The organism is Streptomyces sp. NPDC002054 (assembly GCF_040296685.1).
Classification (GTDB): Bacteria; Actinomycetota; Actinomycetes; order Streptomycetales; family Streptomycetaceae; genus Streptomyces.
This window is the reverse complement of the sequence record NZ_JBEOXT010000001.1, coordinates 122,155-134,627: the sequence shown is the minus strand read 5'-3', so window position 1 is coordinate 134,627 and position 12,473 is coordinate 122,155. Positions and strand designations below refer to the sequence as shown.

Genomic DNA, 12,473 nt, shown 5'->3' with positions numbered 1-12,473 from the left:
CCGCTGACCGCGGCGGCTACTCGGCCGCGGCGGTGGGCGGGGCGTGGACGGCGAGCCAGGGGCGGGCGGCGGGGGCGGGCGTCGAGCCGCCCGGGGCTGCCGGGGTGGGGCGGTCGAAGGCGTCCGCGCCGACCAGGGCCCAGCCGGAGGAGCCCACGGCGTGGGAGAGCACACCCTCGGAGCGGGTGGATCCCGGCTGCGGGGAGTTCAGGGTGATCACCGCCGTGCCCTTGCCGGTGGTACGCCGGAACTCCGCGAGCCACCGGGTCCACAGCACCGCCTCCTTCCGGTCCACCCGGTCCGCTCCCCCGTACGGCTGTACGAGGACCAGCGCGCCGGTGTCCCGGTCCCGGGCGGCCTCGGTGAGCCCGGCACGCAGCGCGCGGAGCCGGGCGAGTCCGCCGCCCTGGAGGGTCCGCCGGCCGGTGTCGAGCGGGAGGAACCGGACCCCGCGGTGGCGGAAGGACGCGGTGCCCGGCACCGGCCGGAGGCCGTCCGCACCGGCGCCCGGGCCGGTGCCGGTGGCTGTGCCCTGCGTCAGGATGAAGTCCGGTGTGCCCGCGCGGAGTGCTGCCAGCGCACGCCGCCGGTCCGCCTCCGGCAGCCCGGCCGGCAGTACGCCGAACCGCCAGCTCCGCGCCCGGACTTCGGCGGCCGTGGCCGGCCGGGGGTCCGGCTCCGCCGACGGGACGGCGGGCGCGGGGCCAAGATCCGGGCCGGTGGCCGTCAGTGTGTCCAGCACCAGCTTCCCGGTCCGGGTGCCGCCGCTCGCGGTCAGGCCGGTGAGCGTGAGCGGCCGTTCGGCGGCGGCCGGCACCGGCAGGGTGATCCGGCGCCAGCCGGACCAGTCCACGGCGGGCCCGCGCAGCGCGAGTTCGGCCCAGTCCGCATCGATCAGCCGCAGCACCGGCCGGATGCCGGAACCGTCCCCGCGCACCCACAGCCTGAGGCTGCGCACCGGATCGGGCAGCGGCAGGGGCTTAGGCGGCCGGGCGGAGTCCCCGGCCCCGCCCGCGGACAGCCGGAGGCCGGTTCCCCGGTGGCCGTCCGCCGGGCCGGCCCCGGAGCCGGTCCACCGGTCGGCCTCGTCGAATCCGGTCACCTGCCGCTCCACCGAGCCGACGCCCACGGCGAGTTCGGCGGTGGCTCCGGTAGCCGGAACGGTGGCCTTCAGCACTCCGGTGGCCCGGGGGACGCGGGCCGTCAGGGTGAAGCCGCCCCGGCCGTCGTCCGCCACCTGCCACCGCGAGCGGTCGTACTGCCAACGCACGTCCCGCCCTTCCACCGGTGCCGCCGCGCCCTGGGCATCGAATCCGGCCAACCGGAAAGTGCCCTGTTCGGCCCGGTCGGCGAGGCCGATCCGGGCGGGCACCGGCCTGATCCGGGTCAGCGCGCCCAGCACGTCCAGGCGGATGGTGCCGTCGGCGGGGGCGCGCCCGGCGTGTACCGAGGCGCCGCCCGGACGGACCGCGTGGAAGACGCCGTCCGGTCCGACCCAACCCGCGCTGCCCGGGGTGGTCCACCAGTCGGGCCCGCCGGCCGTGTCCGGGGCGTACATATCGTCGTACCCGACGGCGGTGAGGGTGCGGGTGAGGCCGGGGAAGACCCGGGTGGAGCCGGCCGGCGCCTCGACCCGGTGGCCGGCGGTCCGGCCGGAGCCGGCCGCGACGGTGAGGACCAGGCCGTTGGGGATCGTACGGGGGCGGCCGTCCGAAGGGGAGTTCTCCAGGCTGAGCAGGGTGTCTCCGCTGCGGCCCGCGAGCAGGGTGCTGGAACCGCCGCCGTCCAGGTTCAGGGCGTTGTGCGCGCCCCGCTCGTGGAGCAGCCGGCCGAGCGCGGTCAGCGTCATGCCTCCGCTGTCGCGCTGCCGGCCGTCGACGGTCAGGATGCGCAGGTACCGGCCGTCCCGGGAGAAGCCGACGGCGGTGCGCGGGGCGGCGATGTTGTTGCGGGAGCGGTCGTGGTTCTGCGGGACCCCGTGGACGACCAACCGTTCCCGTCCGCCGATGGCCGCGGTGGGCAGCGGCCCGGAGCCGGCGGCGGGGCCGGCCGTGATGCCGACCCGGTCGCCGGGGCTCAGCGCCGCCAGCTGCGCGGCGGCGGCGCCGCGCCCGGCGAGCAGGGTGGTCCCGGCCGACGGCTCGGTTCCGCGTCCGGGCTGCCGTACGGCGGTCACCACGCCGTCCTGTACGTCGGCCTCGGCGCCCGCGCCCGGCGGCAGGGCGGCGCCGGAGCCGGCCCAGTCCGCGGTGTAGGCGGTGATGCCTTCGGCGGGCGGGCGGGCGGAGTTGAACCCGGCGAGGGGCAGCGGGGCGGAGCCGGGCAGGGTGACCGTACCGGCGAGGGCGAGACTCAGCACCCGGCCGACCGGTCCGGGACCGAAGCCGACGGCGGTGCCTGCGCCGGGTGACGGGGAGTGCAGCAGGCGGCCGTCGGCGACGCCCGGGCCGAGGGGGGCGCCGGTGCGGCGGATGTCGAAGAAGTCCCCGTTGACGGCGGCGACCACGCGACGGCCGCGGCCGGCGGGATGGCGGGCAACGGCTTGGGCGAGGGTGCCGGGCCCGCCGAGGTATTCGGCACGCAGGCCGGGTGCGGCGAGGTCGACGAGGAGCTCGTCGATGCGCAGCCAGCGGTCGGCGTGCAGCCGGTCGTAGGACTCCAGACGGATTCCGGGGGCGATCTGCCGGGCGATGCGGTCGGTCTCGATGCCGTCGTTGATGTCGGCGGCCCGGGCGGGAGCGGCGGGCAGGGTGATCAGCAGCACCGGCAGGACCGTGCCGATCAGAGGGCCGACGACGGGGCCGAGGAATGGACGGAGAGTCACCACGCAGGCAGGATCGAACAATCCGGTCAGATGATAGTTAAGGACACAAGCCGGAATGTAAGACAGGCTGACTTTTCACCCATTCGCCCCCATCTGCTGGCGCGGGCTGCGCAGGTTGCGCGGGGGCGCGCCGGGGGCAGAGGCCGGGCCGGGGCCGAGGCACGCGCCGGGGCCGAGGCCAGGCAGGGCCAGAGGCCGGGGCCGGGACGAGGGCCCGAGCCGGGGCGGGGCAGAGGCGGGCCGGGACGAGGGCCCGAGCCGGGGCGGGGCAGAGGCGGGCCGGGACGGGGACCCGAGCCGGGCCGGGGCAGCGGCCGGGGCCTCGACAGAGTCCTGGCCCCGGGCCGGCGGCCGAGCCGGGTCCAGGTCAGAGGCCGGAGCCTGGCCGAAGTTGGGCGGCGTCAGGGGCCGGAGCCGGGCCCGGGGCGTGGAATTCGCACCAGACGGATTTGCCGGTGCCTCGTGGCTCGACGCCCCAGGTGTCGGCCAGCCGGTCCACCAGGAGCAGGCCGCGCCCGGACACCGCCCAGTCGCCCGCCTCCCGCCGCCGCGGCAACGCACTGGAGGTGTCCTCGATCTCGATCCGGACCCGGCCCTCGGGGGTGAGCCGCAGGCTGATCTCGCCGCCCCCGTCGGTGTGCACCAGCACATTGGTGATCAGCTCGTCCGCGGCCAGCTCGATCTCGTCCGCCCGATCCCCGGCACCCCACGCAGCCGCCGCCGCGCGGACCAGGTGGCGGGCCGTCGCCGGGCCCTCCGGGTCGCCGGGGGCGAGGTGCTGGCGCAGCGGGCCGCTGCCGCGCGGGGCCGGGCTGCCCCGGCGGCGCAGCAGGAGCAGGGCCATGTCGTCCCCGCCGCCCGCGTCCCCCACCAGGTCGCACAGCACGTCGGCGAGTTCCTCGACGTCCGTCGGGCCGTCCCGGACCGCCTCCATGAACTCCCGCATGCCGGCGTCGGAGTCGGCGCCCGGCCGGTCGATCAGCCCGTCCGTGCACAGCAGCAGGGTGTCGCCCGGGTGGAGTTCCAGACTGGTCACCGGGTAACCGGAGCCGGAAGGGGAATGCTCATGCGCCGGCAGGCCGAGCGGCAGACCGCCGGCCACGGCCACCCGGTGGCAGCTGCCGTCGCCGCGCCGGACCACCGGGTCGAGGTGCCCCGCCCGAACCAGCTGCACCCGGCCCGTGTTCAGATCGGTTTCCGCATAGGTGCAGGTGGCGAAGCGTTCGGTCTCCAGTTCGCGGAGGAAGGCGGAGGCCCGGGCCATGGCGGTACCCGGGGTGTGCCCTTCGCTGACGTAGGCGCGCAGCACAATCCGCAGCTGGCCCATCACCGCTGCCGCGTCCGTGTCATGGCCCTCCACGTCGCCGATCATCACGCCGACCCGGCCCTCGCCGATGGGGATGACGTCGTACCAGTCGCCGCCGATGTCCCGCCCCATGCGCGCGGCCCGGTAGCGTACGGCGATCCTGGCGCCCGGCACCGCCGGGATCCGGCGCGGCAGCATGGCCCGCTGCAGCCCTTCCGCCAGGTCGTGCTCCTGCTCGAAGAGCATGGCCCGCTGGAGGCTCTGCGCGATCCCGCTGCCCAGGGCGACCAGCACATTGCGCTCCTCGGCGGTGAAGTCGCCGTCCCGGGTGTACAGCAGCCCGAGCGCACCGATCGCCCGGCCCTGGGCGATCAGCGGCAGGTAGACCCCGCTGCGGACGGAGAGGGGTTCGATGTACGGCCACAGCAGCGGGTAGCGCTCCTCGAACTCCTCCCGGGAGCTCAGAAAGACCGGCTGCAGGGTGCGGACGGCCCTGCTCATCGGGAAGCCGGCGTCGATCCGGGTGTACTCGATCTCGGGGACGTACGAGCCGAGCTGACCTTCCGCGACGAGGTGGATCCGGCCCCCGTCGACGATGCCGAGCATCACGCTGACCGCGCCCAGATGGCCGAGCGCCTCCGGGTCCTTGAGGACGTCGGTGACGTCGTTGACGGTCCGGGCGTGGGCGAGGATCGCGGTGGTGCGTTCCACCACCCCGGTCATCCGCCGGCGGCCCTCGTCCTGCCGGCCGGGCAGGCCGGGTTCGCGCGGGTCGAGGGAGGCGTCCCGGACGACCCCGATGATCCGGTACGGGCGGCCGTTCGAGTGACGCAGGATGTGGCCCTGGATGTGGGTCCAGCGGGGCGAGCCGTCGCGGCGGCGGATCCGGAAGTAGGCGCCGTAGTGGTCGCGGCCCCCCTTGAGGGCCTGGGCGACCCGGGCGTCGAGCCGGGCCTCCTGGTCGGGCGGGATGCGCGGGCGCAGGCCGACGAGGGTGCCGTTGTACTCCTCGGGGCGCAGCTCCATGACCTCGAGGGCGGTCGGGTCCAGGTGCATCTGCCCGCTGTCGAGGTCCCAGTCGAAGGTGCCCATCCGGTTGAGCGCAAGACTCAGGTCCGGCCGGGCGGGCCAGTCGACCTTCTCGGCCATGCAGCCACTGTCTCACCGATCGGTGACGCGCGCGGGCGACGGCCGCGGGCGACAATCCGAACCATGGGAACCAGTGAGGTGTCGGTCGAACGGGAGATCGCCGCGCCGGCGGACGTCGTCTGGCAGGCGCTGACGGATCTGGAGTCGATGCCGCTCGTGCTGAGCGGGGTGGATGCGGTGGAGGTGCTGACACCGGGGCCGTTCCGGGTGGGGACGCGGTGGCGGGAGACCCGGCGGATGTTCGGGAAGTCGGCGACCGAGGAGATGTGGGTGACGGTGTGCGAGGCCCCGGAACGCTATGTCACCGAGGCGGACAACGCGGGGATGCGCTACGTGGCCGAGTTCCGGCTGACGGAGCGGGGGCCGGGGCGGACGGCGGTGCGCATGACTTTCTCGGCACAGCCGCAGGCGGGCGGGAAGCTGCCCTTGCTGGCGCGGCTGCTGGGCGGGCTGGGGACCAGGGCGGTGGCGAAGGCCATCGCCAAGGACCTGGCGGATGTGGCGGCGTCGGTGGAGCACCGCACCGCCTGATCCCTTTTGATCCCTTTCTTTGATCCCTCTCTCGATCCCTCTCTCGATTCAGGACCAACGGCCCACCCGGTCAGGACCTTTGCCGGATGGTCGACTTGTCCGGCTCCGCGAAGATCAATCCCATCTTGATCATCATTCGCGAGCGGTGGGGTGGCCTTGTCGGAGAAGCCGAACGGGACCGGAAACGGAACCGGAAACGGAACCGGAGCGATGGCTTTCCCCGGAATACCGGTCCGGCCCTACCGGGACCCGGTGGTCCTGGGCCCGCTGTTCCGTGACGAGGGCGGCGAACACAGGGAGACCATCACGGTCCCGGTGGTACCCGCGGCGATGGCCGCCGCTCCCCCGGCATCCACACCCGCGCCCGCACCCGCGCCGCCTGCGCCCCCTGCGGCGCGCCGGACCCTGCCGCCCGTACTCGACCGGGAGTTCTCCGAGCGGCCCGCGCGGGCCGGCTCCGGCTGGTGGGCCCTGCTCGCGGCCGGCTCCGCCGGGGCCGGGGCGGCCTGGCTGCTGACCCGGTACGGGATTCCGCGACCCGCCCTCACCAAGGACGCCTGGCCCGCCGCGGCCCTGGCCGGCTGCGCGCTGGTCGCCGCCCTCGCCCTCGCCGGACTGCGGCGCGGCCACACCGGCCACGCCATGGTGCTGACCCTGTTCGGGCGCTACCGGGGCACGGTCCGGCGCACCGGGCTGGTGTGGGCCGCCCCGATCCCCCGCCGCACCCGGGTCGACGTACGGCTGCGGCACTGGCGCAGCGAGCCGCTGGCCGTGGTGGATGCCGAGGGCACGGCGCTGCATGCCGTGGTGCTGGTCGTGTGGCGGGTGAAGGACACCGCCCGGGCCCTGCTCTCGGTCGACGACCACGCCTCCTACCTCCGTGAGCAGGTGGAGTCCACCACCGCCCGTGTGCTGTCCGGGATGCCGGCCGACTCCTTCGGGGCCGAGGCCGGCCCGGAGACCCTGCGCGACACCGAGGCCGTCGGCGACGCGCTGACCCGGTTGCTGGCCGCGGAGTGCCGGGCCGTGGGCATCGAGGTGTTCTCGGCCCGCCCGGTGCGCGTCGAGTACGCCCCGGAGGTGGCCGAGGCCATGCAGCGCCGCCGGATCGCGGCCATCGACGCCCGGCACCGTGATTCCGTGCTCACCTCGGTCATCGACGCGGTCGACGACACCGTGCACCGGATGTCCGACCGCGGTCTCGTCAGTCTCGACGACTACGAACGCAAGGCCCTGGTCAAGGACTTGACCGTGGCTTTCTACACGGCGCGCGGCACCGCCGCCGAAGCCCGCTGAAACCCGCTCCCGAAGAGAGGAAGTACGCATGCGCGCTCCCGAGTTCACCGAGGAGATACCCGACCGCTGCGATTGCGCCGGCTGCGCGAGCACGGCTGCCGGCCGCGGAGCCACCGGCGTCCGTACCCGCTGCACGCTCCGCGGGGCGGTGGTCGCCGCGGTCGGCGCGGCCGTACTGGTGGGCACCGGGGCGGGCACCGCCTCGGCCGAGCCGGCGCCCAGCCGGGCCGGCTGGGACGGCTCCCGGTACTGGTACAAGGACGAGACCGGCTGGTGGCGTTGGACCTCCCACCAGAGCAAGTACCTGGCCAAGACCGGCCAGGGCAGCTCCAAACAGCAGGCCGGCGGCGCGTCGGGGGCGCGGACCTCCGAACCGGTGTTCCGGGGCAAGCAGGGCTGGGACTCCATCGACCGGGTGTACTGGTACAAGCGGAACGGCCAGTGGTGGTGGACGAGCCACCAGGACAAGTACGAGCGCTACACGGGCTCGTCCGCAGCCGGCGGCGGCTCGGGCGCCTCGAAGCCGGCCGGCGGTTCCAGCGCCTCGAAGCCGGGCAGCGGTTCCAGCGCCCCGAAGCCGGGCGGCGGCTCCGGATCCGGTACCCCGGTGCGGCACGGCACCGAGGCGGCCATCGCGTACGCCATGAACCACCTCGGCGACCCGTACGTCTGGGGCGGCAACGGCCCGCACGGCTGGGACTGCTCAGGCCTGGTCCAGGCGGCGTACCGAAGCGCGGGGATCTCCCTCCCCCGGGTCGCCGACGACCAGTACCGGGCCACCACTCCCATCTCCCGCTCCGAGCTCCGCCGCGGCGATCTGGTGTTCTGGTCGAACAACGGCCGTGCCTCCGGCGTCGACCACGTGGCGATCTACCTCGGCGACAACCGCTACCTGGAGGCCCCGCGCCCGGGCAAGAACGTCCGGATCTCGACCTTCGCCTCCTACAACCCGAACCTGTACGGACGGGTCCGCTAGTAGGGCTCGACCGGGGGAGGTGAGGTCAGTCCCGGGCTGATCTCGGCCGGGGGCGGCGGGGGCGGGGACGGTGGCGGGGACGGTGGCGGGGGCGGGGGGCTGGTGGTGGTGAGACCCGGCGGCGGGCCGGTCCTGGTCTCGTAGGTCGGCCTGGGCGGCCGAGACGTGGTGGCGGTGTCCGTGGCCGGGGCCGACGGCGGGCTGGTGGTCGGGGAGCCGGTGGCCGACGGGGTGTCGGTCGCGGGCTCGGACGCCGGGGGCGGGGAGACCGGGTGCACCGGGGCCTCCGGGCGGGGGACGGGCTTGTCCGGCTTCGGGTCGTGGCCGCCCCCGCGTTCGTACCAGCCCCGGTCCCGCTGGTCGTAGATCACGATCTTCTTGACGGCCTTCGGGGCGGGGGCGATCACCACCGTGTTCTGCGGCTGGTACGCCGTCCACGGCTTCCCCTGCCGAGTCGAGTTCGGTTTCAGTGCCACCGGCTCCCCCAGCGGGTTCCCGCAGGCGCACCGCACCCGCGGCACCGCCCGGTCGTCGACCAGCACCGCCGTTCCCGCCTGGAGTACGGCCTGGTAGGGGGTGGCCCGGCCGTCCTGGAAGCCGTGGTTAGTGACCCGGGTGTCCCACCGCAGCTGGACCGGGGTGAGGGACCGCAGATAGCCGGGCACCTCCTCGGGCGCCTTGCCGAGCGCCTCGGCGAAGGCCTTGTTCGTCGCGGGCTGCTCGCCCAGCACCCGGATCTGCTTCTCGACGTCGCAGCTGGCCGTGTCCTTGGTACCGCCGTACACACCGGGCTGATCGCCGGTAACGGGGCGGTTAGGGACGGCGGCCGTGGCGGGCGGCGGGGAGCCCGTGGCGGGCGGCCGGGGGTCCGGATCGCCACTGGTGGTGGCCGTGGACTCGGTGAACGGAGCCGGGCCGGCCGAACCCGCGGGCTCGAGGAAGAGCTCTCCGCCGGTGACCGGGGTCTTCCCGCTCGGCCGGGTCAGCAGCACCGCCAGCACCACGGCGAGGGCCAGGGCCACGATCGCGGTCGCCAGCCGGGGAACGGACCGCCACCAGGGCTTTCCACCGGGTTCCGGCGGCTCCGGCGGCCCCGGTGCCGGCGGCCCGCCAGGACCACCGGCACCACCAGCACCACCCGAACCGCCCAAACCGCCTGAAGTGCCTGAACTGCCCGGACCGCCGCCCGAGCCGCCGGGGCCACTGGGGCCTCCCGGGCCGCCCGGCCCGCCGGAGCCACCGGCCGCACCACCGCCCGACAACGGGCCGGACGGCGGACCGGTGGGGCGCTCCGGCGGCGGCGTGCCCGAGGGTTGCGTCGTCACGGTGCTCTCCCGTTCGGAGAAGATGCGTCCCCTGAAGTCTCCGGACATCCGTCACTCCACCGCACCCGTGGTGCGCCGTTCAGGTGGTGGCGCGTAGCGGAGGCTGCCTACGGTGGCCGTGTGAGCCGTTCCTGGCGTGACGCCGTGCTGGCGGTACTGGCGGGGTTCGTGGCGATGACCGTGGTCGCCGCGGCCGGTCTGGCCTTCGCGGGCGCCGGCGACCTGCCCGGAGGCGCATATCCGCAGGTGGTGGCCGCGGTCGTGGTGCTGGCCGCCGGCGGCTCGGTGGAGCTGTCCGGCGGGGCGGGCTTCCTGGCGGACGCCCAGGCCGAGCTGGCAGTGCTGCCGCTGTCCGTGAGTCTGGCCGGCGCGCTGGCCGCCGGATCCGGTTTTCTGCGTCCGCTGCGCGGCCGGGCCGTGGCCGGTGGCCGCGAACTCCTCTCCCGGGCCGCCCCGCTGGTGCTGCTGTGGCTGCTGGCCCTCACCGGCTTCGCACTCTTCGCCCGCCACACCTTCGGGATCTCCACCGGCGACTCCCCCATCGGTGAGATCGGCGAGTTCCTCGACGCCGCGCCCACGGTGAGCTTCCGGGCGGACCTGCCCGCCACCCTGCTGTTCGGACTGCTCTGGATCCTCGGCCTCTTGGTGATCACCCTGCTGGTGTCTCGGAGCGCTCCGCTGCCCACCGGGCTGGTCCGCTTCCACGCGGCGGTCCGCCCGGCCGCCCATGCGGTGGTCGTGCTGCTCCTCGCGTACGTGGTCCTGGGCGCGCTGATCGGGCTGGTGGTGGCCCTGACCCGGGGCCGGGCACCGGAGACCCTCGCCGTGCTGCTGCTGGGGCTGCCGAACCTGGTCTGGCTCGCGCTGACCCTGGGCCTCGGCGGCGCCTGGCAGGGCCGGGTGGAGGGCCCCTTCGGGCTGCCCATGCCCCAACTGCTGGACGAGGTGCTCCGCACCCCCGATCTGTCCACCCTGGACGTGGGCACCCTCGCCGAGCGGGATCCGCGGGCCTGGTGGCTGGTGGCCGTGGCCGCCGTGCTGCTGCTCGGTACGGGCTTCCTGGCCGCCGTACGCTCCCCCTCGCGGGTGCGGCCCTGGCAGCATGCGCTGCACCTGGCGGTGGCCCTGGCGCTGGCCACACTGACGGTGTGCCTGCTGGGCCGGATCCAGGCCCAGGTCGGGCTGTCGGTGCTGGGCATCGGCGAGGTCGGGGGCCTCGGCGGCTCGGTGCAACTGCATGCGGTGCTGTGGCGCACGGTCGGCCTGGCCCTGCTGTGGGGCGCGCTGGCCGGGTTCCTCGGCGCCCTGCTGGCCAAGCCGGTGCAGCGGCGGGGCGCTCTCTAATGCGGTGACCGGAGGTCACCGAACACCGGCAGGGCCCAGTCCGGCGGCGGGGGCGGCGGGGTGTCCCCCGGGGCGGCGTCGACGAGCACGGTGTCCGCCGGATCGGAGGCCGGGAGCCGGGACGGCTGACGCCCGCCGGGGGCGGCTCCGGCCCGGCGGAAGGCCACGGCGAACTCCAGGCAGGTGGGCCAGCGGTCCTCCGGGGACTTCGCGAGGGCGCGCGCCAGGACCTCGTCCACGGCCGACGGCAGCTCGGGCCGCCGCTCGGTGACCGGGGGCGGCGGATCGTACTGGTGCGCCCAGAGCAGGGCCATGTCGTCCTCCCGTTGGAAGGGCGGGCCGCCCGCGAGGGTTTCGTACACCACGCAGCCGAGGCTGTAGACGTCGCAGCGGCCGTCGACGGGTTTGCCGGAGATCTGTTCGGGGGCCACATAGTCGAGGGTGCCGACGAACTGGCCGACGCTGGTGAAGCCGGTCAGCGAGAGCGATTTCTTGGTCAGCCCGAAGTCGGTGAGGTAGGCGTGCTCCGGGTGGTCGCTGTCGGTGCCCGGGGCGATCAGGATGTTGCCGGGTTTCACGTCCCGGTGGACCAGGTCGTGGTCGTGGGCGGCGTCCAGGGCGGAGGCGATCTGTACGGCGATCCGGGCGGCGGTTTCGACGGTCAGCGGTCCGTTGCGGTCGAGCAGGGCCCGCAGGTCGAGTCCGGCGACGTACCGCATGGCGATGTAGAGGATGCCCTCCGTCTCCCCGGCCTCGAACACGGGCACGATGTGCGGGTGGTCGATGGCCGCGGCCACCTTCGACTCGTGGGCGAACCGCCGGCGGAAGGTGTCGTTGCGGGCCAGTTCGGGGGCGAGCAGTTTGAGGGCGACGGTGCGGTCCAGGCGCAGGTCGGTGGCCCGGTAGACGACGGCCATGCCGCCGCGGCCGATCTCGTCCTCCACCCGGTAGTCGGCGATCCGCCTCCCGTGGAGGTCGGAGGGGCGGCCCGCGGGGAGTCCGCCGGCCATCAGGGGGCACCCGGCCCGACGATGCGGGTGGGCGGATGGGCGGCCGGGTCGGGCGCGGGCGCGGCGGATGTGGGCGGTGGGGGTACGGGCGGTGCGGGCGCGGCCGAGTCCGGGCGGTCCGGGTGCGGGTGGTCCGGGTCCTGGTCGTCCGGGTCCGGGTGCGGCGGGGCGGGTTCGTCCGGGCGGCTGCCCGGTCCGGCTGCGACGGCGTAGGTGGCCAGCCGGGCCCCGTCCCCGTACATCCAGCGGCCCGCGGTGTCGTCGTACAGCCAGACCCGTTCCCCGTCCAGGACCAGCCCGGCGCGCAGGCCGCGGGTGGCCTGCCGGAAGGCCCCGGTGTCGGAGCGGCCGTCGGCGTGGTCCCGGGCGGCCCCGCGGTACCGGTCGAGGGCCTCGGCTGCCCGGTCCAGCAGCGGCCGGGGGTCCTCGGCCCGGCTGAGCGGCCGGCCGGCCGTGGGCGGCGGCTGCGGGACGGCCACCAGGAGCCGCCCGTCGACCCAGGCGGACCAGCCGTTGGCGCAGCGGATCTCGCCCCATTCGCCGCGCCGGGCGAGCAGCTCGACGGGCAGGAAGGGGTCGAGGGCGGAGGTGGGCCGCGAGGGGTCGGGGCCCTCCCAGGCGGGCAGCCCGTCCGGCGGGACCACATGCGTGGGGTGGAAGCCGGGGGCAGGGGCGGCAGCGGCAGCGGCGGTTTCCTGGGAGTGGGTCATGT

9 protein-coding genes are annotated in these 12,473 nt (G+C 75.2%); 4 read left to right on the top strand and 5 right to left on the bottom strand.

Annotated elements, in window-relative coordinates:
- Positions 1–16: 16 nt before the first annotated feature.
- Together ABT123_RS00610 and ABT123_RS00605 are read right to left on the bottom strand one after the other, a co-directional pair.
- A complete protein-coding gene (locus tag ABT123_RS00610; RefSeq protein WP_351307561.1) occupies positions 17–2,827 on the bottom strand; it encodes a phosphodiester glycosidase family protein in 2,811 nt (936 codons plus the stop codon).
- Between the two features lie 364 nt (positions 2,828–3,191).
- A complete protein-coding gene (locus ABT123_RS00605; RefSeq protein ID WP_351307558.1) occupies positions 3,192–5,279 on the bottom strand; it encodes a SpoIIE family protein phosphatase in 2,088 nt (695 codons plus the stop codon).
- A 63-nt stretch (positions 5,280–5,342) separates the two neighbouring features.
- Between ABT123_RS00605 and ABT123_RS00600 the strand changes: the two genes are divergently transcribed.
- The 3 genes from ABT123_RS00600 to ABT123_RS00590 all read left to right on the top strand — a co-directional run bounded on the left by ABT123_RS00600 (position 5,343) and on the right by ABT123_RS00590 (position 8,082).
- Positions 5,343–5,810, top strand: coding sequence for an SRPBCC family protein (locus ABT123_RS00600; protein WP_351307555.1), 468 nt, complete (start codon positions 5,343–5,345; stop codon positions 5,808–5,810).
- A gap of 210 nt (positions 5,811–6,020) precedes the next feature.
- Complete coding sequence (locus ABT123_RS00595) at positions 6,021–7,106, top strand: SPFH domain-containing protein (RefSeq protein ID WP_351307552.1); 1,086 nt, start codon at positions 6,021–6,023, stop codon at positions 7,104–7,106.
- Between the two features lie 28 nt (positions 7,107–7,134).
- Entirely contained in the window at positions 7,135–8,082 is a 948-nt protein-coding gene (locus tag ABT123_RS00590) for a C40 family peptidase (RefSeq protein ID WP_351307550.1), read from the top strand.
- Here the strand turns inward: ABT123_RS00590 and ABT123_RS00585 are convergent.
- On the bottom strand, positions 8,079–9,104 hold the full coding sequence (locus ABT123_RS00585; protein ID WP_351307547.1) for a DUF6777 domain-containing protein: 1,026 nt from the start codon (positions 9,102–9,104) through the stop codon (positions 8,079–8,081). The two genes, ABT123_RS00590 and ABT123_RS00585, sit on opposite strands and share 4 nt — an antisense overlap.
- Before the next feature lie 423 nt (positions 9,105–9,527).
- On the opposite strand from ABT123_RS00585, the gene ABT123_RS00580 reads away from it, so the two are divergent.
- Entirely contained in the window at positions 9,528–10,751 is a 1,224-nt protein-coding gene (locus tag ABT123_RS00580) for a streptophobe family protein (RefSeq protein ID WP_351307543.1), read from the top strand.
- On the opposite strand, the gene ABT123_RS00575 is transcribed toward ABT123_RS00580, so the two are convergent.
- On the bottom strand, positions 10,748–11,761 hold the full coding sequence (locus ABT123_RS00575) for a serine/threonine-protein kinase (protein WP_351307540.1): 1,014 nt from the start codon (positions 11,759–11,761) through the stop codon (positions 10,748–10,750). The genes ABT123_RS00580 and ABT123_RS00575 overlap by 4 nt on opposite strands.
- On the bottom strand, positions 11,761–12,471 hold the full coding sequence (locus ABT123_RS00570; protein WP_351307537.1) for an SH3 domain-containing protein: 711 nt from the start codon (positions 12,469–12,471) through the stop codon (positions 11,761–11,763). The genes ABT123_RS00575 and ABT123_RS00570 overlap by 1 nt, the downstream gene beginning before the upstream one ends.
- Positions 12,472–12,473: the final 2 nt, after the last annotated feature.